Annotated in this window: 16 protein-coding genes; 5 read left to right on the top strand and 11 right to left on the bottom strand. The window is 44.3% G+C overall.

Going from position 1 to position 23,121, the window contains the following annotated elements:
• Nucleotides 1-2 precede the first annotated feature (2 nt).
• From LAY41_RS26120 to LAY41_RS32655, 6 genes are all read right to left on the bottom strand, one after another.
• Nucleotides 3-662 carry an HD domain-containing protein gene (locus LAY41_RS26120; RefSeq protein WP_249104539.1) on the bottom strand — a complete coding sequence of 220 codons (660 nt, stop codon included), beginning with the start codon at nucleotides 660-662 and terminating at the stop codon, nucleotides 3-5.
• Nucleotides 663-745: 83 nt separating this feature from the next.
• Nucleotides 746-2,626 (bottom strand): ArnT family glycosyltransferase, encoded by a 1,881-nt coding sequence (locus tag LAY41_RS26115; RefSeq protein WP_249104538.1) that lies wholly within the window; start codon nucleotides 2,624-2,626, stop codon nucleotides 746-748.
• A 114-nt stretch (nucleotides 2,627-2,740) separates the two neighbouring features.
• Complete coding sequence (glcD, locus tag LAY41_RS26110; RefSeq protein WP_249104600.1) at nucleotides 2,741-4,213, bottom strand: glycolate oxidase subunit GlcD; 1,473 nt, start codon at nucleotides 4,211-4,213, stop codon at nucleotides 2,741-2,743.
• A gap of 152 nt (nucleotides 4,214-4,365) precedes the next feature.
• Entirely contained in the window at nucleotides 4,366-6,354 is a 1,989-nt protein-coding gene (locus LAY41_RS26105) for a serine/threonine-protein kinase (protein ID WP_249104537.1), read from the bottom strand.
• Nucleotides 6,355-6,738: 384 nt separating this feature from the next.
• The gene (locus LAY41_RS26100; protein ID WP_249104535.1) at nucleotides 6,739-6,945 is read right to left on the bottom strand and encodes a hypothetical protein; all 207 of its coding nucleotides are present in this window, start codon (nucleotides 6,943-6,945) and stop codon (nucleotides 6,739-6,741) included.
• A gap of 90 nt (nucleotides 6,946-7,035) precedes the next feature.
• A complete protein-coding gene (locus LAY41_RS32655) occupies nucleotides 7,036-9,276 on the bottom strand; it encodes a tetratricopeptide repeat protein (protein ID WP_249104533.1) in 2,241 nt (746 codons plus the stop codon).
• Between the two features lie 559 nt (nucleotides 9,277-9,835).
• Between LAY41_RS32655 and LAY41_RS26090 the strand changes: the two genes are divergently transcribed.
• The gene (locus LAY41_RS26090; protein ID WP_249104531.1) at nucleotides 9,836-10,294 is read left to right on the top strand and encodes a hypothetical protein; all 459 of its coding nucleotides are present in this window, start codon (nucleotides 9,836-9,838) and stop codon (nucleotides 10,292-10,294) included.
• Nucleotides 10,295-10,330: 36 nt separating this feature from the next.
• Here LAY41_RS26090 and miaA read toward each other — a convergent pair whose 3' ends face one another.
• Nucleotides 10,331-11,278, bottom strand: a complete 948-nt coding sequence (gene miaA, locus LAY41_RS26085) for a tRNA (adenosine(37)-N6)-dimethylallyltransferase MiaA (RefSeq protein ID WP_249104529.1) — start codon at nucleotides 11,276-11,278, stop codon at nucleotides 10,331-10,333.
• Nucleotides 11,279-11,449: 171 nt separating this feature from the next.
• On the opposite strand from miaA, the gene gyrB reads away from it, so the two are divergent.
• The 4 genes from gyrB (at nucleotide 11,450) to LAY41_RS26065 (ending at nucleotide 16,712) form a co-directional block, all read left to right on the top strand.
• The gene (gene gyrB, locus LAY41_RS26080) at nucleotides 11,450-13,387 is read left to right on the top strand and encodes a DNA topoisomerase (ATP-hydrolyzing) subunit B (protein ID WP_249104527.1); all 1,938 of its coding nucleotides are present in this window, start codon (nucleotides 11,450-11,452) and stop codon (nucleotides 13,385-13,387) included.
• A 240-nt stretch (nucleotides 13,388-13,627) separates the two neighbouring features.
• Nucleotides 13,628-14,344 (top strand): biliverdin-producing heme oxygenase, encoded by a 717-nt coding sequence (locus LAY41_RS26075; RefSeq protein ID WP_249104525.1) that lies wholly within the window; start codon nucleotides 13,628-13,630, stop codon nucleotides 14,342-14,344.
• A gap of 329 nt (nucleotides 14,345-14,673) precedes the next feature.
• Nucleotides 14,674-14,958 carry a hypothetical protein gene (locus tag LAY41_RS26070; protein WP_249104523.1) on the top strand — a complete coding sequence of 95 codons (285 nt, stop codon included), beginning with the start codon at nucleotides 14,674-14,676 and terminating at the stop codon, nucleotides 14,956-14,958.
• A complete protein-coding gene (locus LAY41_RS26065; RefSeq protein WP_249104521.1) occupies nucleotides 14,955-16,712 on the top strand; it encodes a macro domain-containing protein in 1,758 nt (585 codons plus the stop codon). Before LAY41_RS26070 ends, LAY41_RS26065 begins: the two co-directional genes overlap by 4 nt.
• A 237-nt stretch (nucleotides 16,713-16,949) precedes the next feature.
• Here LAY41_RS26065 and LAY41_RS26060 read toward each other — a convergent pair whose 3' ends face one another.
• From LAY41_RS26060 to LAY41_RS26045, 4 genes are all read right to left on the bottom strand, one after another.
• On the bottom strand, nucleotides 16,950-17,276 hold the full coding sequence (locus tag LAY41_RS26060) for a Mo-dependent nitrogenase C-terminal domain-containing protein (protein WP_249104519.1): 327 nt from the start codon (nucleotides 17,274-17,276) through the stop codon (nucleotides 16,950-16,952).
• A 231-nt stretch (nucleotides 17,277-17,507) separates the two neighbouring features.
• Nucleotides 17,508-21,125, bottom strand: coding sequence for a transcription-repair coupling factor (mfd, locus tag LAY41_RS26055; RefSeq protein ID WP_249104517.1), 3,618 nt, complete (start codon nucleotides 21,123-21,125; stop codon nucleotides 17,508-17,510).
• Between the two features lie 81 nt (nucleotides 21,126-21,206).
• Nucleotides 21,207-21,605: a response regulator gene (locus tag LAY41_RS26050; protein ID WP_249104515.1), complete on the bottom strand. Its 399-nt coding sequence runs from the start codon at nucleotides 21,603-21,605 to the stop codon at nucleotides 21,207-21,209.
• Nucleotides 21,606-21,616: 11 nt separating this feature from the next.
• On the bottom strand, nucleotides 21,617-23,053 hold the full coding sequence (locus LAY41_RS26045) for a hybrid sensor histidine kinase/response regulator (RefSeq protein ID WP_249104513.1): 1,437 nt from the start codon (nucleotides 23,051-23,053) through the stop codon (nucleotides 21,617-21,619).
• Nucleotides 23,054-23,121 lie beyond the last annotated feature (68 nt).

Here is a 23,121-nt window from a genome sequence, read left to right as displayed (position 1 = left end):
TATTATATTTTATTACTGTTTCCTGACGATAAATATTTTATTTCTTCTTGAATATTCTGTCTAGCCTTATCTTCTAGTGTGGTAAAGATTTGCTCTGTGAAATATATTCTTTCTCGTTTCAAAAAATTCTGCAAGACTTGTTTACGGCCCGATCGATATTCTCCCTCTGAAAGCCAGGAATATTCTTGTGCGATCGCTTGGGCGTATTCTCGATATTTGGCTTCTGAGGAACCTAGTATAGATAGATCTGCATCTAAGAATATTTGGCAGTCAAAATCGTTTTCTCTGGCTTGATGTTTTTGGGTTGCTAATATAATATTAACAGATCTATCTATGGTTTCTGCTGGAATTGCTAAATTTGTCAAAACATTTGCTGCATATGCGGCACTTTTTTCTTCATTATCTTTAGCTTTGGGGTCATAAATGACATCGTGAAACCAAGCCGCAAATTCAAGTGCGGCTAAATTTGGGGCTTGCAAATTCATCATGTAGATTGTCTCTAAAATTTGCTGAATATGCGCCAGGGTATGATAGAATCTAGCGGAATTGGAATAGGCTGCTGTCAAGTCAGAAAATACTAGTTGAGCAAATGATTGCTCAACTCGAAACGGTTGCAGTAAAGACTGCCATCTTGAGAATGCGATCGCCGACTGCTTTACCAATTTTATATCACCTTGCTCAGAATAGCTGAAAATCTTCTCAATCTACTAATTCACGTTCGCCATTAAATTTTAAAGGCATTAACTTAGCGGTTTTTAAATGTTGCACATAATTCCGCATCAAGAAATTCGGGCGGCAAGTCTTGGGACTGATTTTTTACGTTTATATGTTTAATTTTAAATGGTTGTAAGCTTTCCGATTCCATTATAACCCATAGCGGGTACTCCAGACCATCTTTTCCCAAAGATAGACCAACCGAGCTACACTTATTTTGATTCGCCTGTCTAGCAAATTTCGTATACTCCTCCATCTGTTTAACGTTACCTCTAAAATAAAGATTTTTCCGCTCTGATACAAGTATAGATTCAGACTGGTTAACGTTAGTCCAACTCGTTGGAAGTGGAATTAAGGGATGATATACCGAGGTGAGGCTGTAGAAAATAGCCATAACTGCTAGCAGACATACTAATGTCCGTTGCATTGCTTTAGATAGATAACTACTCATAAAATAACCCGTAACAGGAGCCCCTAAAATAAAAACAGGTAGCAATAAACGATTTGCCCATATTTGCCATTTTAGAAGTAAACAAAATAGCAAAAATCCAACGATAATTGCACTAGCCAAACTCAAAACTTTAGCCAAATCGCGCTCTTTTCTTGAAATTGTATAAATTGCTAAAACTCCTGTGGCTATTAATCCTAATATCAAATGTACTGGATTTCCCACAAAGTCTTCATTTGGTGTTAACATTAGCCAAGTATAAATAGGCGCAAATATTAGGCCATTAAAAGTAATTGCCGGTTCATTAACATCTATTTTAAGAAAATTTTCATGAATTATTTCTACAAATTCCCAAAACCCTGCTATTGGTAGGTTCATTGCCAAATTTCTCAAAATGTTAGATATTAGCTGAACCATCCCATGAGTTTCATTTCTTGTACCAAAATCGTCACCTAAAAAATCATTAAATGTTTGATAGTTACGCCAATAACTTGGTATAGACAAAGTTATGCTCATCACTGTTATAGTAGCTGTGACAATAAAAGTTTTTAGATAATGGCGAAATCCCGAAAATCTACCAAGAAGGCGAAAGCCAAGAATCATGAGTAAAGATGCCCCAAAAATGATCGCTGTCGGCTTAGTTAGGATAGCCAAACCTAAAGAAGCTGACAACCAAAAGAAGTCGAATTTTGAGTAGTTAGCAGTTCTGAATATAAAGTATACGAAGCAAACTAACCAGAAAGAAACGGCTAAATCTGTTTGTGGAGTAGTAGACTGCATAATTGCCATTGGAATACTGGCACATACCAGCGCAGTCATAGTTTGGCTTTGACTACCTCCAAAAGTTTTGGCAATCAGGGAAGTTCCCAGCACACTGCCTAAAAAAGCGAACCATTGGACAAGATTTGCAAAGCGATCGCCACCCGAAAGAATTTGCAAATGTGTAACAATGTAAGCAGCACCTGGTGGAAAAGCTATCTGACGCAAATTGTTAGTTGGATAATGCGCCACACTGCGGTTTTGAATCCAGTGCATGACTCTAGGCATATGATATGTCATCGAGTCATAATTATTAGGCGCTGCAATTAAAGCAGTTATTAAACAGATGCTCAAAACCAAGATGACTGCCGTTATAGCCATTTTGCTAGAAACATCTTGCCTGGAAAAATTGCTCCAAATTTCTTGGGTAATTTGATCGCTCCTTATTCGCCTTTGCTTTTGATATACCCAAATCAGCAAAATTCCGCAATTTAATAAGGCGAATAAGCTCCACCCCAAGATAATAAACTCAAATGTAAGTGATTTACTTAAGCTTAATTCTTCGGTTAAAACAGCAATAATAATCCCATGCAGAATCGATGCCTTTAGGAAAGCGCTTCTGAAGCAATCATTTGTGGTTCTCCCCATCTGCCAAAAAGCAGCGACTGTCGCCACAAATGAGACGGTTATCAGTAAAATTGGCATAATCCGGGCAAATATTACAATATTACTCGTTTTGCTCGTGACCAGGCTCAGCCTGGTCACGCCATTCTAGAGGCTCAGCCTCGCTATTTTTGGAAGGCTCAGCCTCCCTCTAAATTAAAAACGTTCCACCGACTCAAACTGCTTTGCACTTTGAGCATTAGCAGCTTCCCCACAAGTGCGAGGCGTGGGGAAAATTTTCCCAGGATTAGCCAAACCTTTGGGATTAAAAACTTGACGCACCCATTGCATTGTTTCTAAATCCGTTTCGGTAAACATTTCTGGCATATAGCACTTTTTATCTGCACCAATACCGTGTTCTCCCGAAAGACTGCCGCCGACTTTTACGCAGAGTTTGAGAATGTCTCCTCCCAATTCTTCCACTTTCTCCAGCGCCCCAGGCACAGAATTATCGTAAAGAATTAGGGGGTGCAAATTGCCATCGCCAGCGTGAAATACATTGGCAATGAGATAGCCATATTTCTTACTGAGTGCCTCAATTTCTTGCAGGACAAAAGACAACTGCGTGCGCGGAATTACGCCATCTTGTACGTAATAGTCGGGGCTCATGTGACCAGCGGCTGCGAATGCTGCTTTACGTCCTTTCCATAATTTTAAGCGCGTTTCTAGATCGTTAGCTGTTGTGATACTGCGTGCGCCGTTTTTGGTGCAAATTTCCGCAATACGTTTTTTATTCGCGGCGACTTCTACTTCTAAACCGTCTACTTCTACTAGCAAGATAGCAGCAGCATCGCGGGGGTAACAACCTGTTGCCACGACATCTTCCACAGCGTTAATGCTGAGGTTATCCATTATTTCCATGCCTGCTGGAATAATGCCGGAACCGATAATATCTGAGACGGATGCACCAGCAGCTTCTATGTTGGTAAAGTCTGCCAAAAGAACGCAAATTGATTCTGCGGTTTTGAGAATTCTGAGGGTGATTTCTGTGGCGATACCAAGGGTTCCTTCGGAACCGACAAATAAACCTGTGAGGTCATAACCTGGCATTTCTGGAACTGAGCTACCGACATCAACAATTGAGCCGTCGGGAAGGACGAGTTTTAATCCTAGTACGTGGTTTGTGGTGACTCCATATTTGAGGCAATGGACGCCGCCGGAATTTTCGGCAACGTTACCGCCAATTGAGCAAACAATTTGGCTGGAGGGGTCGGGTGCGTAATAAAAACCAGCGCCGCTGACGGCTTGAGTTACCCAGTTATTAATTACCCCTGGTTGCACTACGACTCGCTGATTTTCTAAGTCTATTTCCAGTATTTTTTTCATTAATGCGGTGACGATGAGGACGCAATTTTCTACTGGTAATGCGCCACCGGAAAGTCCTGTTCCGGCACCGCGTGCGACCCAGGGGATTTGATTGCGATCGCATATTTTGACCGCTTCTGCCACTTGTTCCGTCGTTCGCGGCAGCACTACCAGCGCCGGTCGCTGTCGGTAGCTGGTCAGTCCATCACATTCATAGGTCAGCAATTCTTCGCGGCGCTGAACTACTCCGTTTTTACCAACGACATCTTCAAATTGTTTGATGATTGGTTGCCAATTTATTTGTTGTTTTTCTTGGGTAATCATGGGTGGTTTACTGAAGTAGTGGTGGATATTTAAGCTTTGATGAAATGGTGAATTTACAAGCTGCGTAACTCTGATATTATTTCCTCCTACGATCGCTCTAAAGGATATTGTTGCAAACATTACGTCAAAATGGGAGCTAGTAGCACTTCAGCTTAGCGTCCCAATTTAGTAAGCAGCCGCTTTCTATTTTCTATGGCTTCTTGATTTGCTGGCCAGATTTCAATAGCTTTGTTGTAAGCTGCGATCGCATCGTCGTTCTTTTGCATTTTCTCTAAAATTATACCTCGCTGATACCAAGCTTCGGAGTAATCTGGCTTAATTTGAGCGGCTTTATCGTAGGAAGCGATCGCCAAATCGTACTTTTTCAATTTATCTAAAACTATACCTCGCTGATACCAAGCTTCTGGGTAATCTGGCTTTATTTGAACGGCTTTTTCCAAACAGGCGATCGCTTCTTCGTACCGTCTTAATTTTCCCAGTACGTAACCTCTACTGGCCCAAGCTGACGCAGAATTAGGCTCGATCGCCAAAGCTTTGTCAAAAGATGCGATCGCATCTTTATATTTTTGCAATTCCCCCAACGTCGAGCCGCGTTCTACCCAAGCTTCCGCATAAGCTGGCTGAAGTTCTACAGCTTTTTCCAAAGATGAAAGTGCCTCTTTGTAGCTTTGCAATTTATTTAGTGCAATTCCTTTATTATACCACGCTTCCGAATAATCAGGCTTAATTTCGACAGCTTTATCTAGGGAATTTAAAGCTTCTTGGTAGCGTTGCAATTTATCTAACACTACCCCCCGATCGTGCCAAGCTTCTGGATAGTTTGGCTGAATTTCCACAGCTTTATCCAGGGATATCAGCGCTTCTTCGTAGCGTTTCAATTTTTCTAGAACGACGCCCCGACAATACCAAGCTTGCGAATAATCTGACTTAATTTTGAGCGCTTCATCATAGGCTCGCAGTGCTTCTTCATACTTCTGTAATTTTGACAACGCTTTGCCGCGTTCCACCCAGGCTTCTGAGTAGTTTTGGTCGATTTGAATGGCTTTTTCCAAAATACCCAGTGCTTCTTCGTAGCGGTGCAATTCTATCAAAGTTTTGCCTTGATTTAGCAATTCAACGGCTTCAGGTATTTGGGGTGAAGGCGTCGGGGTAACTGATGCTATAGAGGTTTGACTATCCGTTGGTGTAGATTGAAATAACTTTGAGATACCGAAAGTAACGACGGCTGTTACCAGTACCAGCAAAAGTTGGGCATACTTTACAAGCGATCGCTCATGCGATCCTGGAAGTAAAAAGCGTTGAGTATAACCAGCAATAGTAATTTGGAATTTTCGCAGATCGTTGAGTACTTCTGTTGCTGATTGGTAGCGCTCTCTGAAGTGCGATCGCACCATTTTGTCTAAAATTGCAGCCAACTGCTTGCTAACCTGTCCGTATTCGCGCCACCTGATTTCCCCTGTTTCTGGATCTTCCTTCAATTCGTCTGGAGATACACCAGTTAATGCTTGAATTGCTGTCATACCCAAAGCATAAATATCGCTGTTAAAACGCGGCTTTCCTCCCAGTTGTTCGTTTGGCATATAGCCGCTCGAACCAATGAGAATAGTGCCAGTCGTTTCTCCCTGTGCGTTAGTTATTAAAGTACTGATTTCTTTGACTGCTCCAAAGTCAATTAAAACGAATTGGCCATCCGATCGCCGTCTGATTAAATTTGAGGGTTTAATATCGCGGTGGATAACATTTTGCTGGTGGACAAACGCCAATATTTCCAAAATGTCTTGTAAAAAAACAATAATCTCAGCTTCGCTCAGTTGTTTGCCTGGGGTGAGTTCTTGGCTGAGATCTTCTCCATCAATAAATTCCTGAACCAAATAGAATTCTTGGTTTTGCTCAAAGTGTGCCAGCAGCTGGGGGATGCGATCGTGCTTCCCCAAGCGATACAGAACTTGTGCTTCTGTGTCGAACAACCGTCTCGCCGTCTGCAAAAGCGGAGGGTCTATATCTTTCGACTTAAGTTGTTTAACGACGCACTGGGGTTTACCAGGGAGGTCTCGATCTTCAGCCACGAAGGTAGCACCGAAACCCCCGCTTCCCAGCAGACGAATGATTTGGTAGCGCTCACGCAGTGTTTGTCCAAGCATCAGGTTCGTGCCGTGTAGCAGTGCTGGTACAGATTGTTACATGGATTTTGACACATAACTACACATTTGTAAAAAACAACTCTCTATTAGGCGATTTTTCTGCTTCCAGTAAAATCGAAATCCTTCCTTGAAACACGCCTAGAGGAAGACGCTAGCTGAATTGGTCATTTCCTAACATTCAGAGTGTTACTAACAGAGAAGGAAATTTTCTCATGGGTGAAATCAATAAAGTCTTTAAGCTAGTGGGTCGGACACTTTTTACGGTACTACTGGCTGGTCTAATCTCGCTGCTCAGCTTGCCTACTATGTCGGCTCAAGCTTTTCCCTTCATCGGCAATTCGGATAATGCACAAGAATTGCAAAACAGGATATATGCTAAAACGTTCAACTTTGTAATGAAGCTGTTCCCTTGCCGTTCAGATCGGGCGATGGTTCAGCTTTCTGTTTCGGCATTTCGTAAATTTGACTAGCCTCATGTTCCGCTTGGATACTGCATCGCTCCTGGCTGTAAACAAAAACTTCTCCTGTCTGAATTATATAAACCCAGGCGTGGATATTGATCTGGCCTTTGTGGAGTTTGGATACTAGCATCGATAAAGCGCTATATACACATCAACTAAATTAAGCAGCAACTCGATCGACTTGTTCCAGAAAGTCCTGATTAGGTTGGCATTCCCGACTCTACCCCCGAACCACCTGTTGATAAAAATATTCAAGTGCTTTCACACAAACTTTGTCATTATAAAGATGGTCGTGACGCGCTTTGATTCGTTCGGAAATATCGCGTCGCCAGACCGGATCTAAACCCAGGTTAACAGCAATATCAATATATTCGGCTTCGTTGTCAGCGATTGTGTCAGAGACTCCTAACATTTTTAAGAAGCTATCAGCGTGACGACCTCGCATAAAGAAGCCCGGACAGGTAACAATGGGTAAATTGCAAGCGATCGCCTCTAGGGCCGTATTCCCACCCGACCAACTTAAAGTATCCAGAAATACATTTGAAAGTAAATTAATCATCAAATAATCCGGTCGAGTCGGAATGCTGAGAAACACACAGTAATCTTCGCTATTCAAACCAACTGCCCCAAAAGCACGCTCTAGCCGTTTTTTCAATAACTCACCACGCAGAAAAATAAACTGAGCTTGAGATACGCGCCTTGCAATCTCAGCAAAAATATAATCATGTTGTGGCAAATATTTGAAAGGAGCTTGACAACATAAATATAGAACGGCATCATCCGGCAATCCAAAATCTGCGCGATTCTTTGTCAACACCGGAATATCTTCTGGTTTCGGGTAAGCAACGCCAATATTAGGTAAACGAATCAGCTTTTCAGAGTAATATTCTTCTGCATTCTCTGGTTCCATTAACTCGCTGGATAAAAAGTAGTCGATCGTTGGTATACCAGAGGTGACAGGATGTCCCCAGGCAGTGCATTGAACTGGCGCAAGACGCAATCCAGCCATTTTAACTGTTTGAGAATCCATCCCAATTTCTGGAAATACGAGAATGTGCAGTCGATCGGCTAGTATCTGCTGGCAAACTGCGTCTAGATCCCCCGGAATATGATGAAAAACATCGCTGTAATTCTGGAACTGTTTTGTCATATAATCTGGGTCGTTACCTGTGTAGTAACAGTAAACCTCAAAATTTTGCTTATCGCAGTTACGCAACCACCCAATTAGCCATAAAGTGCCGCTATAAGAGTGTAAATAATTTGAGACATACCCAATGCGAATCTTATTATTTAGCTTCAACGGGGGCATTGATAACGGCTGAACCCAATTCGGGTAGTTAGCCGCCATAATTTGATGTATTAAATTACCCCACTGATGCTGCAAATCCAAAACGTTCAGTCCTTGATGTCCTAAATAAAAAGTTGTGACGCAAACTAAACCAGCCAGAGCATTTTTTTTATCTTCAAACGTTGCCAGAGATGTCCGCTCAATTAAATCTTGCAGTCCTTTAGCAAATCGCTGACGATAAAACCCGATCTCATCTTCAGTATCGTAGACAAGAGGCAGCATTAATTTATCGAGAATTTGTAAAGTATAATCGTTAGGCAATAAGCCCGATGCAGACTCAGCGCTTGTAATTGCTTCTTCTTTCCTTCCCCTTGTTTGAAATAAGGTGATCAGCGCAAAATGCAGTTGACCTGCTGTAGGATAAACGCGGATACCTTCTTGCAGCGTGCGGATAGCTTCTTCTTCTCGATTGAGATTTCTAAAACATTCACTGAGGTAAAAATAAGCTTGTGGGTCTCTAGTGCGAGTTTCTAGAAACTGCTGATATTTGTCTATGGCAATTTCATATCTTCCTTGTAGATATAATTTATTAGCTGACTCCAGGATATAAGCCGAACTTTTTTGCATATTTAAGGCAACTTCCAGGTTATTCAATATATCTGCATTGCCAGGATTGAAAGTTAGGGCTGTCTGATATACTTCGATCGCCCGATCGATCTGGTTCTGTCCCATTAAGAGATTACCCAAATTGATATAACTACCGAAGTGTTGGGTATTGGCAGAAATTGCCTGACGGTAAACTGTTTTGGCTTGGGTAATTTCGCCTATTTGTGCTAGTAGATTGCCTAAATTATTGTAAGCATCCAATAAGGTGGAGTCGAGGGCGATCGCATCTTGGTAAGCTGATATTGCCTCATTAATATTATCCGTTCTTTCCAAACAACAACCCATCACATAACACCCCATTGCATTTACTGCATCAATCTCCAGACATTTAGCAATAGCTGCTTGTGCGGCTGGATAATTTTCGGTTTGATAATAAAGTATGCCTAAGTTTAACCAAGCTTCCGCATTATCGCTTTTGGCTGTTAAATATTCTCTGTATTTTGATTCGGCGTCAGCGAATTGCTGTTGGTGGTGTAAGTTTAAGGCTTGTTGATATAGGGTATTCACGGTATTCTCTCTTGGCGGAATTTACTTAAATTAAATTCTGATAGAATTTGAGGAATTAAAATGCTGGCCAAGGGCGATCGCAACTAAACTACCCCTACAAACTCTCCAATATATAGATTATCTCCAGTAAAGCCAATCTTGACAACTACTAATCATTCGCTGAAGAAGCCAACAGGGCGGAGTAGGAGGGGTATGACCAATTGACCTGTCCAGAAATTAAAGGTGCGTTACCTAGAACCCTTGTAGAGACGTTGCATGCAACGTCTCTACATTCTTTGAAAGGAGAGGTCTAATTGACCTGTCTTGTCAATCTAGCCCATTTTTAGAGATAGAGACCAACAAATGCCTATGTAGTTTTCACTCAGGACTGATTTTAGCGCGATCGCATCTGTCAGAGCAGGTGGCGGGGGGATCGCGCCTTAAACCATCGCTTTGCCAACACGGTCACATTAAAAATTACAAAATATTGATACGGCTTGTCAAGTAAAATCGACGTTTAACCTTTCAGAGAATAGATTAGAAGATAGAAAACTTATTCCTCAAAGTGAGGAAAATTTTGATGAACGTAAATAATTTTCAGTTTCCCCCTAAAGCCAGTTTCAAGTTAAAATATTTGTGGCTTTCTGCAAGTGCCCTCTGCCTAGTAGCGGTAGCAGCAAAAGCGCAAGAAATCCCATTGCCAAGGCCCGATCGCAACGGGAATTACCCCCTAGTGATGACCAAAGAGTGGGTAGTAGTAGACCCAGATCCTAACGGGCTCAACTGCCGTTGGTCTTCCCAAATGCCGAGAGAATGGATGGATCCCGGTGCTACTTTCCCCACAATGAATGTAAGTCAGTGGCCTGTAGTGCGTCGTTTTCGCAAAAACACCAGAATCAGCGCTAACCTCGGCCCAGCCGGATCGGGAACCTTTGAGGATGAAAATGGCTCACCTTGGCTGAAAGTCAGCATTGGCGATGACGATCGCATCTGTTTAGTGCGAGCTAACGCTAGATTTGTACGACCTGTTAGATCCTAGTTGCTCTCCCTAAATCGGCATGATTGAAAATATATTTTAGTCGCTTTTTTGCTGACATTCGGCGATAAATGCCTGCACTCTTCGCCAGACTTTTTCTAACAGATCGGGGTGTTCTACATCAAACCATTCAATCTCCGAATATTTCCTAAACCAAGTGCGTTGTCGCTTGGCAAATTGCCGCGTATGCAAAACAGTTAAATCTTTGGCTTCGGCAAGGGAAATTTCCCCAGCCAAATATTGTTTCATTTCTGCATATCCTAGCGTATCTAATAAAGGTAAATCAGAACCATATTTCTGGCAAAGAATTTCTACCTCAGTTACCAAACCATCTGCTATCATCATTTCGGTGCGCTGTTCTATGCGACGCTTTAGGTGAGAGGAATCACAATCTAAGCCAATCTGCAAAATCGGATAATCGGGTGGATTTTCTCCCTGTTGCTCGGAGATCGGTTTGCCAGTGACGTAAAATACTTCTAAGGCACGTAAAGTCCTCACTGGGTCGTTGGGGTGAATCTTTTGGGCAGCAGCTGGATCGACTTGTTGCAGGAAGGCGTAAAGTTGAGTTTGTCCGTAAGTTTGACCGAGGGATTCGAGTTGCGATCGCAATTCCTGCTGCGGTGCCACCCTGGGAATTTTCATACCCCGCACGATCGATCGAACGTATAAACCCGTACCACCTACCAGTAAGAGCGGGGAAGCGAGAGATTGGGGGAGCGGAGGAGAAGCGATCGATGTTTGAGCCTGCTGCTGGTAGTCGGCAACAGTCAAAGTCTCCGTAGGATCGCAGATATCAATCAAATAGTGCGGCACTAACTGTTGCTCGGCAGCACAAGGCTTAGCAGTGCCAATATCAAACTGGCGGTACACCTGACGGGAATCAGCACTGAGAATTACAGAACCCAGGCGTTGCGCCAATTCCAAAGCCAGCCCCGACTTACCTGTCGCCGTAGCTCCACAAATCGCAATCAGTTTTGTAGTATTCAATCTAAAATCCAAAATATAAAATCCAAAATCTGTAATGGGTTAATCAACCCGATAAACTTCCCTTAAAATTGCCCTACAGTCGCCTCCAACCCTTTTGTGTTATAATTTTGGAGTGTTTTTTCCTTTTCGGGCCATTTCACGGCTCAAAGCCTTTATCGGAGAACTCCTTTTATGACGAGCAGTTACAGCGCCGATCAGATTCAAGTTCTGGAAGGTCTGGAGCCGGTACGCAAACGACCGGGTATGTACATCGGTTCAACGGGTCCGAAAGGACTCCATCATTTAGTTTACGAGGTGGTGGACAATTCCATCGATGAGGCGCTGGCTGGCTATTGCACCCACATCGAAGTTGACCTCAACGCCGATGCGTCCGTCACCGTGACGGACGACGGGCGGGGCATCCCCACAGATATCCATCCTCGCACCGGCAAATCCGCATTAGAAACGGTGATGACGGTTCTCCACGCCGGAGGTAAGTTTGGCGGCGGCGGCTACAAGGTTTCTGGTGGATTGCACGGCGTCGGTATCTCAGTAGTTAACGCCTTGTCCGAGTGGGTAGAAGTGACGGTATGGCGGGACAAGCGGGTTCACAAGCAGCGCTTTGAACGCGGTATCCCCGTCACCGAACTGGAGGCCCAACCCAACAAAGAATCTCTCACTGGCACTTCAGTTACTTTTATCCCTGATACGCAAATCTTCACCAGTGGCGTCGAGTTTGATTACACGACTCTGGCGGCACGCCTGCGGGAATTGGCTTATCTGAATGCTGGGGTAAGAATTACCTTTACCGATCGCCGTCTGGAATATCTTAAAGACAGTACCCCCAGGATAGAAACCTACGAGTACAAAGGTGGCATTCGCGAATATATCGCTTATATGAACCGCGATAAACAACCTCTGCATGAGGAAATTATCTATGTGCAGGGGGAGCGTAACAACGTTCAGATAGAAGTAGCGTTGCAGTGGTGTATTGACGCTTACACAGATAATCTGTTGGGCTTTGCGAATAACATCCGCACGGTTGATGGCGGTACTCACCTGGAGGGGCTGAAGGCGGTGCTGACGCGGACGATGAATGCGATCGCCCGCAAGCGCAATAAACTCAAAGAAGCCGATGCCAACCTAGCAGGCGAAAACATCCGCGAAGGATTGACCGCTGTGATTTCGGTCAAAGTACCAGATCCAGAATTTGAAGGTCAAACTAAAACAAAATTGGGTAACCCGGAAGTGCGGGGAATAGTTGATTCCTTGGTAGGGGAAACATTGACGGAGTATCTGGATTTTCGCCTCGCTATTGCCGATGCCATTTTAGAAAAAGCAATTCAGGCATTTAAAGCCGCAGAAGCTGCTCGTCGCGCCCGCGATTTAGTGCGACGAAAATCGGTTTTGGAATCTTCACCTTTACCAGGAAAATTAGCAGATTGTAGCTCTAGAGATCCCTCAGAATCAGAGATTTACATCGTGGAAGGCGATTCGGCAGGCGGAAGCGCCAAACAAGGACGAGACAGGCGCTTTCAAGCCATCCTGCCTCTACGCGGGAAAATCCTCAACATCGAGAAAACCGACGACGCCAAAATCTACAAAAATACTGAAATTCAAGCTTTGATTACAGCTTTGGGTTTAGGCGTCAAAGGCGAGGAATTCGACGTTTCTCAACTCCGCTACCACCGCATCTGTTTAATGACTGATGCTGATGTAGATGGGGCGCACATCCGCACGCTGTTACTAACCTTTTTCTATCGCTATCAACGGGCGCTAATCGAGCAAGGTCACATCTACATTGCTTGTCCGCCACTTTATAAAGTAGAGCGAGGAAAAAATCACGATTATTGCTACAGCGATCGCGAATTGCAAGAGTTAATCCGCCAGTTCCCCGCCAACGCAAAATACACCATCCAGCGCTTCAAAGGTTTGGGTGAAATGATGCCAACACAACTCTGGAATACGACGATGAACCCAGAAACCCGCACCCTCAAACAAGTGGACATTGAAGACACCGCTGAAGCCGATCGCATATTTACCATTCTAATGGGCGATCGCGTTGCACCCCGCCGCGAATTCATCGAAACTTATGGCCCCAAACTCAATCTCACCGATCTGGATATCTAAAATGTAGCTTTGGCCAATAGTGGCAAATTTCAGAAAATGTGACTAAGTTTAGTAAACTTAGTCGCATTTATTTTTTTTTACGCTATGTTACTCGATCTCAAAGTGCTGAGCTTTGGGAGTTTTGTAAAAAATCTTAATAAAAATTCTCATCAAATCAGTCTACTGTTACATTTTAGGCGGGTTTTAACCGTTGGCAAACTTAACGCGCTCCTCAGTAGATTTAAGGGACAGAAATTTAGCATGAGTACTAATTTAGCGACCAAATTGCGTGAAGGCACCAAAAAAGCTCACTCAATGGCAGAAAACGTCGGTTTTGTCAAGTGCTTTTTAAAAGGCGTGGTGGAAAAGACCTCCTACCGGAAGCTAGTAACCAACCTCTACTTCGTCTACACAGCCATAGAAGAAGAGATGGAAAACCACCGCGAACACCCCATCCTCTCCAAAATTTATTTCAAAGAACTGAACCGCAAAAAGAGCCTGGAGCAAGACCTTTCCTTCTACTATGGCCCCAACTGGCGCGAACAAGTAGCCCCCTCGCCAGCAGGTCAAGCCTACGTGCAACGCATTAAAGAAGTATCTGAGAAAGAACCAGAACTGTTGATTGCCCAATCTTACACCCGCTACCTTGGCGACTTATCCGGCGGTCAAATCCTCAAAGGGATTGCAGTACGGGCCATGAACCTCGCAGAAGGAGAAGGCACCGCTTTCTACGAATTCAAAGATATTACTGACGAAAAAGCTTTTAAGGCGACTTATCGCCAAGCTTTGAACGACCTGCCGATCGATGAAGCTACAGCCTCTAGCATTGTAGACGAAGCCAACGCCGCCTTTGGTATGAACATGAATTTGTTCAAGGAACTGGAAGGAAATCTGATCAAAGCGATCGGTCAAATGCTATTCAACACCCTAACCCGCAAACGCACTCGCGGTAGTACCGAACTGGCAACAGCGGAGTAAATTAGAGCCGTTTCCCCTTCAATTCTGATTAGTTAGACAAGAATACATTTCTTTTCACAATCCTGGAGGCTGGGTGGCTGTTAAGTTAGCTGTCATCAAGCCCCCAGGATTGTACGCTTTGAGGGGAAAGGGAAAGGGGAAAACCGATCTGTATAGCAAAGTGCTTCGCCTTTAGTGCTGAGTGTAAACACAGTCGCTTCCTTGCTTTGATAGCCCTATACTTTCCTAACATAAATTACTATGGCTATAAATTATTAAATTTTATGTCTATGCGCGTGGAAACCCGGATAAATTGCCTAACTTAGTTTAGCGCCTACGAAATATCGGCAATGACGATCGCAACCGTAAATCCAGCCTTAGCCTTTCTGCAACAAATTCAACAACGTCAATCTGGTTCTGTCCCATCGCCGCCACCCCCACCACCGCCGCCACCGCCGACGGTTGCTCCCGCACCAACGAAAAACTGGACGCGCATAGAAATTATGCCCGGTTTGGAAATTCATATACGCCAGGACTTTATCTACCCAAATAATCTGCAAGCTCGGCAAAACTTAGTGCAATTAATCAGTCAAAAAATTTTCGCTATATTTAACCTAAATCAATCATCAAAATGAAAACGCCTCAAATCGAACTCATCCCTTTAAGAGCAGCAGTTAGTTCAGATTCTCCCACGACATTAGATGTTTTGGTGAGAATTATCCCACCCAATCCTGAAGAAGACATCAAACGATCGACACTAAATATCGGCTTAGTAATCGATCGATCCGGTTCGATGGCAGGACAAAAAATTGAATATGCACGTCAGGCAGCTTGCTACGCCGTACAGCAACTCCTACCAAGCGATCGCGTCAGCGTCACCATTTACGACGATCGGGTAGAAACCTTAGCACCCACCACTCTGGCAATTAATAAAGCTGACATTATCCGCAAAATCCAAGAAATTCGGGACAGAAACAGCACCGCACTTCATGCCGGTTGGGTACAAGGAGGCATCCAAGTTAGCCAACATCTCAATAGGGAACACTTAAACCGGGTGATTCTGCTATCTGATGGACAGGCAAATGTCGGCGAGACAAATCCAGATGTCATCGCCTCTGACGTACATGGTTTGGCGGAACGGGGTGTCAGCACCACCACAATGGGAGTCGGCGATGATTACAACGAAGATTTGCTAGAAGCAATGGCGCGTAGCGGTGACGGCAACTACTATTACATTCGATCGCCGGAACAGCTGCCAACAATTTTTGAAAGGGAGCTGCAAGGCTTAATGGCTACCATTGGCAGTACAGTCACACTGGGAATTGAACCGCGAGCAAATGTTGAATTTGTGGAAGTGCTTAACAATTTGGATATAAACGACAATGGTCGGTTCCAGTTGCCAAATTTGGTGATAGGCAATCCAATTGAAGTTTTAGTTCGCCTGAAAGTCCCTGCAATGGCAAAGGCTCAAGACTTATGTTATTTCCGATTGGCTTGGAATAACCCCCAACAACAGGAACGGCAAAAAATTCGGATGGGGTTGCAACTGCCAGTAGTGAGTTCTGCTCAACTAGAGGAATTTCCTCTCAACTTAGAAGTACAGCAACAAGTAGCCTTGCAGATGGCAGCGCGAGCCAAGAAAGAAGCTGTACGACTGGTGGATCGCGGAGAATATGACCAAGCAAGCCTACTGCTGCAACAGACCCAACAGAAGATTTTGAGCAACCCCCACTTACCTATGATGGCACCAGAGGCTGAAGCTTTATCTGACTTAGATTCTCAACTCCAGTCGCGGGAGATGTCAACCTATCGCAAAATGTCTTCTTATCAGAGCCAAAACCGCCAGTATAGTAGTGGTCATTATGCCCTTTACTATAGATTAAAACTATCAGGCGGTGACATCGCCCAAAAACGGGTGGATGCGATCGTTAACTCTGCTTCTAGCGATCTTTCCAGTAATGGTGCTATATCTAGTGCCATTCACAGTGCGGCTGGGCCAGAACTTTTAGAAGAATGTAGCCGTCTGAATGGCTGCGGTATCGGTGAAGCTAAAATTACCCGTGGCTATAACTTGCCAGCACAATGGGTTATTCACACAGTTTGCCCAGTCTGGGAGGGTGGCTCTAGTGGAGAGGAATTGCTGTTGGCTCAGTGTTACCGCAGCTGCTTGGAATTAGCAGTGCAGAACTCTATAAATGCGATCGCTTTTCCAGCTATGGGCATAGGCGCTATGGGTTTCCCGATCCAGCTTGCGGCTCAAATTGCTTTCAAGGAGGTTAGTCGTTTCCTTGCAAGTAACACTTCTATTGGGACAGTAATTTTCGTTTGCTTGGATAGAAATGCTCAAACTTTCTTCGATGAGGAATTACGGAAAGTTATTGGGAGGTAGACTTTTTGAATTGTTTATTAATTGTTAATGACCAATTGACAAAGGCGTTTAAGAATTCGCATAACATTGTACAATTCATTGCCGGGATTAAGAGTGGCAAAGGTTTTGGACAAACCGTACTGTGGTCTTTCTCCTTTGATTAATTTGAGAAAGATAAAACTGCCGCCAGTAGTAATCATGCCGCATTGTTGAAATTGTAGAAGGGGGAGAGGGTAGTCCGCGCCTTCTCTACTTTGCTCAAGAGTAAGACATAATATCGATACCACACTCATCAACTAAATAACAAAGAGCGCGAAAACGCAAGCCAACTAATTGGTCGTAAATCGGGTTAAGCTTGCACAAAGGTGGAATATGAGCTATTTTGCGACCAAACAGCTTGATATCGCGCTCAAACGGACACTGAGCCGGAATAGCCTTGTAGAGTAACTTAGCAAATTTGGCATTACGAATCTGAATTTGGTCAAGCCATTGACGCACCGGGTGCAGTATATCGAGTTGAGGCGTGGAATTGGCGGCTTGACCAAGTAGAGTAGCATCCCGATCGTTTGTCAATATCTTAGTCATAAGTTTAGCTTTTGGCTTTCCTAAGTGTCTAACAACTTTACTTATCCATATTTTCACTATACAAAGGCTAAAGACTGATTAGGTAAAGGAATGAATAAAAAGATTTAATGTTTTGATGAAGCCCTGGTTATGAGCGATCCCAACAGTATTGAGTCAACCTCCAGATAGACGACAGGTTTTGCCTAAGTCCTGATGGCATTACCCATCACCCAATAACGATTAGTTAATGATTTAGACCAGTGCAGGTTCTGGCAATGCGCCTTGCATTTTACCCAGATAATTAATTAAATTATCCAACTGTTGATCGGCACTCATAACGCCCAATCCCCGAATGGTCACCTTGCTGCGAGAGTAGACAAAACGAGACTGAAGATGATCTGGCAAATTAGCCGCAAGTAAGTTCCAAGCTGGTTCCTCCATTGGCGTTTCCAGGAGCACGTGCTGTTTGCCTTCTGGTTTAATGCGGGAGAAACCGAGTTTTTTCGCCAAATGCTTCAGTTCCATCACTTTTAATAACTGTTGAGCGGGTTTGGGGATCGGGCCATAGCGATCGATCCAATCTGCCGCAATCTGATTCAACTCCTGCTTAGAACTAGACACCGCCACAGACCGATAAGCACTCATCTTTTGATCCAAATCCGTAATATAATCAGCTGGGATAAAAGCGGTCAGACTGAGGTCGATCTGCGTATCGTCAACTTTAGGAATTTCTTGGCCGCGAATTTCTTGAATTGCCTCTTGCAGCATTTCCGTGTAGAGGTCAAAACCGATCGCATCCATTTGACCCGACTGTTCCGCACCCAACAAATTGCCCACACCGCGAATCTCCATATCCCGCGTCGCCAGCTGATACCCAGATCCCAACTGGGTAAACTCCTGAATTGCCCGCAAACGCTGTCGCGCCGTATCAGTTAGCTGACTTTGTTTGGGATAAAATAGCCATGCGTGAGCTTGAATCCCCGCCCGACCAACCCTACCGCGCAGCTGATATAGTTGACCGAGACCGAATTTCTGGGCATCTTCAATCAAAATTGTATTGACTCGCGGAATATCTAAGCCAGACTCAATAATAGTAGTGCAGAGGAGGATATCCGCCTCACCATTGCTGAAAGACAGCATTGTAGTTTCTAACTCAGATTCGTCCAGTTGACCGTGTGCGATCGCCAACCTTGCTCCCGGCACCATCTCCCGTAGTTTAGCACCAGTTTCCTCAATACCCTCAATTCTTGGCAGCACATAAAACACCTGTCCGCCGCGATCGAGTTCCTGACGAATAGCAGTACGTACCGCCTCTGGATCGTAGGGAGAAAGATGAGTTTTAATCGGACGCCGCGACGGTGGTGGCGTCGTAATCAAACTCATTTCCCTTATCCCTGACAGCGACATATAAAGAGTGCGAGGAATAGGAGTAGCTGTCAGCGTCAACACATCCACCTGGGTTTTCAGCGTTTTAATTTTCTCCTTCTGATTTACCCCAAAACGCTGTTCCTCATCTATCACCAGCAACCCTAAATCGCGGAAATTAACTCCTTTTCCTAATAACTGCTGCGTTCCCACCACCACATCCAATTCACCAGTTGCCAATCGCCGTAAAATGTCGCGCCTTTCTTCTTCACTGCGGAAACGATTCAGCAATCCCACATTAACTGGATAAGGAGAAAAGCGTTCTTTGAGTGTGTGATAATGTTGTTGCGTCAAAACCGTTGTCGGCGCAAGCACAGCTACCTGTTTCCCAGCAGTAACGGCTTTAAATATCGCTCGAATCGCTACTTCTGTTTTGCCAAAACCTACATCCCCACATACCAATCGATCCATCGGTCTGGACGATTCCATATCCCGCTTGATATCTTGCGTTGCCTTCAATTGATCGGGAGTTGGTTGGTAAGGGAAAGAATCTTCCAATTCCTCCTGCCAGGGGCTATCTGACGGATAAGTGAAACCTTGTTCTTGTGCGCGTTTTGCATATAATTTCAGCAAATCGACTGCCAATTTCTTGATCGATTTGCGGACTTTATTTTTAGTATTTTCCCAGGCTTTGCCAGACATTTTATTAAGTTCTGGAGCCTTATCGCCCGTAGTGCGAAAGCGCGACAATGCGTTCAACTGATCTGCCGCCACCCGCAGCAAACCATCCGCATATTGCACTACCAAATATTCGCGGGTTTCATTATTAATTGTCAGCTTTTCCAACTTAATAAACTTACCGAGGCCGTGGTTTCTGTGAATTACATGATCGCCTGGTTGGAGTTTGTTGGGGTCAACTTGTTTCGAGGCGGCGCGGCGACGTTTGCGGACATAACTGGAGGTGGCGAGGCTATGCTGTCCGTAGAATTCGCGATCGGTTACTACCACCAGCCGGAAAGTGGGCAGAATAAAGCCTTCTAGTTCTGCCAATCCCGAATATTTCAATGCGATCGGCGTATGTTGGATTTGTAGCTTGTCAATGGCTGGGTAGTCGCGGGGATTGGGGATAAACTGGGCTGGGCAATCGTGTTCTTGCAGTAGGGAAACGGAACGGGAAGGTTGAGCGGATACAATCCAGATGGAGTAGTTTTTGGCTAGTTCGCCCCGCAGAATTTGGGCAATTTTGGCAAACTGATGGGGCGTTGTCGGAACTGGGCGACTGGCGAGATTAAGGCCGTTATTTTCTTCTGCCAATTCCGATAAATAAACGCAGTTAAAACTTTCTGTCCCAGCTAATGAATCGTCAAAAGAACGATGAATGGGGGGGAGGGGAATTTCAGTTTTGAGATTTGAGATTTGAGATTGAATTTGCAATTGGCGACATTGTTCTTCTGCGTGTCCGATCCAGACGCTACTATGGGCGCGACATTGTTCTGGTTCATCGATCGCAACTAAGGTATTTGGCGGTAAGTAATCAAGTAAGGAGGCGGGTTTGTCAAAGGCGATACCCAAGAAGCGGCGAATGCCCTCCGGCGGATTGCCAGCGTCGAATTTCTCTTGTTCTTCTGGGGATAGGTAGTTTTTAATGCGATCGCTTTTTTCTGCTGTCAGCGATGCCATCACGATCGGGCCAAAATCCGTGGGCGTCAAAACCAGCCGATCGATGCGATCGAGCGATCGTTGGGAGTCTGGCGCAAACTCCCGCATCTTCTCCAGTTCATCGCCAAACCATTCCAACCGCACCGGCAACTCAGCCGAAACCGGAAACACATCAATAATATCGCCGCGCCGACTCCATTGGCCCTCCATTTCCACCAATGGAACCCGTTCGTAGCCCAACTTAGCTAACTTTTGGCTAAATTCGTTTAAATTCCAAGTTTGACCGCCCTCCAGAGTCAAGCAATAAGCTTTGAAAGCATTTACTGGCGGCAGGTGCGGTTGCAGGGCGCGTTCTGTCGCTACGATCGCCACAGAGGAGTTTTGAGTTTGTAGGGGCGGGTTTTTCTGTGATGTAAGGCTTCCCACAGATAAGTCTAATAAACCCGCCCTTACAGAGTTTTGAGTTGTAGATTCTGAATTTAACTCAGAACTCAAAACTGAGAACTCAGAACTAACTAAATCTGCCAACACCTGCATCTGTCCCCAAGTCATTTCTGATTCCGGGTCGAACGGTTCGTAGGGCGATGCTTCTGAGGTAGGGTAAAAATGCACCGTCTGCCAACCCATCGCCTCTAGCTGGGCGGCCCAGCGTCCGGCTTCTTCCAAAGTTGCCGTTACCACAAACAAATTCCGCCCCTCGGTTTGCGCTAAGGCAGACGACACCAACCCTTTGGGAATGCGGGGAATGCCATTGAGTCGCACGCATTGCGTGCGATTTAGCTTAGTGAGGAGTTCTGTAGTGAGGGCCGATCGCCCTAATGCCCTAATGATGGAAGAAAAGGCCATGAGTTCTAGAACTGCTTAACTCGTTGGGAAACTTAGTGAAGACGCATAGCTGCCTACCTCCACCATTTTAGAAGATAGCTTTCACAATAGTTCACTTAAACTCGATTTAATAATCTCCACTAATTCTGCTTCAGACCAAGGTTTAAATAAGCAGGTATGGAGATTCGCCTCCGCTTTCGCTCGATTAATTGCTGATTCATCGGCTTGACCCGTCAGCATCACTTTAATAATGTTGGGAAATTGCTGATGAACGCGAATAAGAAACTCATCCCCCTTCATCCCTGGCATTAACCAATCCGAGACAATTAAAGTAATCTTGACTCCCTCCTGAGCGAGTTCGTTAATCACCTCTAAAGCCTCATCGGGATCTTCAGCCATTTCATAACTATAGGCATCCCCAAATGCTGCTCTTAGTTGCGTCTTCAAACTATGTAGTATCACTCTCTCATCGTCAACGCACAAAATTACTGGTTTAGACATTTAAATTTTTCCTAACTAAGCTTAATTGGAATAAAAACACTGAATGTAGTCTGCCCTGGTTTGCTTTGTACCTCGATTTTACCAGAATGCTTTTTCACAATCTTTTTGACAATATCCAGCCCCAATCCGCTGCCCTCTCCGGCATTTTTTGTAGTGAAAAATGGCTCAAATATTCTGGATATAATCTTTTCTGGTATTCCCTTTCCGCTATCGGTAATGCTAATTTTAACCATCTGGTCAATTCGAGTTAAATCAATCCTTAAAATACCTCGATAATCCATCGCTTGTAAGGCATTGTGGATCAGATTTGTCCAAACCTGATTAAGTTCGTCTGGATAACATAATATGGGTGCTAATTCAGCATAGTTTCTAATTACCTCTACCCCCTGTTTTAGTTGATTGTGATAGAGGGTTAAAATAGTTTCAATCCCCTCCGTTATCTTGACTGCAATCATTTTACCATCATGGTTATAATGGGCATAAGTTTTGAGGGCAAACACAACTTTTGAGGCTCGTTCTGTGGCTGTTTCGATGGTTTTTGTGCTTCTTTTTAATTCGGAAAGTTTATAAGCAATTTCTATGATTTCAAAACTGTCATGTCTTTTAAACAGGGCTAAAAAGGTGTTGATTTCATCATAAATTCCCATAATTACCAGGCGATCGGCAATCGACTCGGCGTTATCAATCTCTAATTCTTCCAGTTGGCGTCTTAAGGCTTTCCTTAATTGACGCTCTTCTTTGGTAGATAAGATGATTTCTTGTTGGAGCGATCGCTGTAATAAAGCCAAAAAATCCTGTCCTTCGTCTGGAGAAAGAGATTGAAAGAGTGCGGGTAATTGTTCTAGAGTTTGACTCAAGAACTTGGAGATATTTCCAGCCGAGGAACGAATTGCCCCCAAAGGAGTATTGACTTCGTGGGCAATCCCTGCAATCAGTTGTCCCAATGCGGCCATTTTTTCCGCTAGAATCAGTTCTTGTTGAGTGGCTTTCAATTCTTGCAAAGTTTTTGCTAATTCCTCATTAGTTTTGGCTAAGTCATCATTTTTTTGGACGAGACTCTTTTGCAGGGAACGTAAAGCCAAGTGCGTTTCTACGCGAGCCAAAACCTCTTCTACCTGAAAAGGTTTGGTGATGTAGTCCACTCCGCCAACTGCAAAAGCTTTCACCTTATCTAGCACATCATTGATAGCGCTGATAAAAATCACTGGAATTTCGCGAGTTAGTTCATCTGATTTTAGCTGATTGCAGACTTCGTAGCCATCCATCTCCGGCATCATTATATCCAGCAAAATCAAATCGGGAAGCGATTGGCGAATACCCGTCAGTGCCAATTTTCCATTGGGTACGGCTCGAATTTTGTACCCCTGTTCGGTCAATATGCCGACTAACAGGCGCAAGTTCGCTGGAGTATCGTCAATCGCTAAAATATTGCCTTTAAAATTAGTCATTAGTCATTAGTCATTAGTCATTAGTCATTAGTCATTAGTCATTAGTCATTAGTCATTAGTCATTAGTC

The sequence above is a fragment of the Argonema galeatum A003/A1 genome (assembly GCF_023333595.1).
GTDB classification, from domain to species: Bacteria; Cyanobacteriota; Cyanobacteriia; order Cyanobacteriales; family Aerosakkonemataceae; genus Argonema; species Argonema galeatum.
Note: the sequence above shows the minus strand (reverse complement) of the source record. Positions and strands in the feature narration are given on the sequence as shown.

What these genes read in the sequence shown, in the direction of transcription:
- gyrB (WP_249104527.1), top strand. Translation starts at nt 11,450, where the DNA reads ATGACGAGCAGTTACAGCGCCGATCAGATTCAAGTTCTGGAAGGTCTG.
- LAY41_RS26060 (WP_249104519.1), bottom strand. Translation starts at nt 17,276, where the DNA reads ATGACTAAGATATTGACAAACGATCGGGATGCTACTCTACTTGGTCAA.
- LAY41_RS26115 (WP_249104538.1), bottom strand. Translation starts at nt 2,626, where the DNA reads ATGCCAATTTTACTGATAACCGTCTCATTTGTGGCGACAGTCGCTGCT.
- LAY41_RS26100 (WP_249104535.1), bottom strand. Translation starts at nt 6,945, where the DNA reads ATGCTAGTATCCAAACTCCACAAAGGCCAGATCAATATCCACGCCTGG.
- glcD (WP_249104600.1), bottom strand. Translation starts at nt 4,213, where the DNA reads ATGATTACCCAAGAAAAACAACAAATAAATTGGCAACCAATCATCAAA.
- LAY41_RS26090 (WP_249104531.1), top strand. Translation starts at nt 9,836, where the DNA reads ATGAACGTAAATAATTTTCAGTTTCCCCCTAAAGCCAGTTTCAAGTTA.
- LAY41_RS26045 (WP_249104513.1), bottom strand. Translation starts at nt 23,053, where the DNA reads ATGACTAATTTTAAAGGCAATATTTTAGCGATTGACGATACTCCAGCG.
- mfd (WP_249104517.1), bottom strand. Translation starts at nt 21,125, where the DNA reads ATGGCCTTTTCTTCCATCATTAGGGCATTAGGGCGATCGGCCCTCACT.
- LAY41_RS26050 (WP_249104515.1), bottom strand. Translation starts at nt 21,605, where the DNA reads ATGTCTAAACCAGTAATTTTGTGCGTTGACGATGAGAGAGTGATACTA.
- LAY41_RS26065 (WP_249104521.1), top strand. Translation starts at nt 14,955, where the DNA reads ATGAAAACGCCTCAAATCGAACTCATCCCTTTAAGAGCAGCAGTTAGT.
- LAY41_RS26075 (WP_249104525.1), top strand. Translation starts at nt 13,628, where the DNA reads ATGAGTACTAATTTAGCGACCAAATTGCGTGAAGGCACCAAAAAAGCT.
- LAY41_RS26070 (WP_249104523.1), top strand. Translation starts at nt 14,674, where the DNA reads ATGACGATCGCAACCGTAAATCCAGCCTTAGCCTTTCTGCAACAAATT.
- LAY41_RS26105 (WP_249104537.1), bottom strand. Translation starts at nt 6,354, where the DNA reads ATGCTTGGACAAACACTGCGTGAGCGCTACCAAATCATTCGTCTGCTG.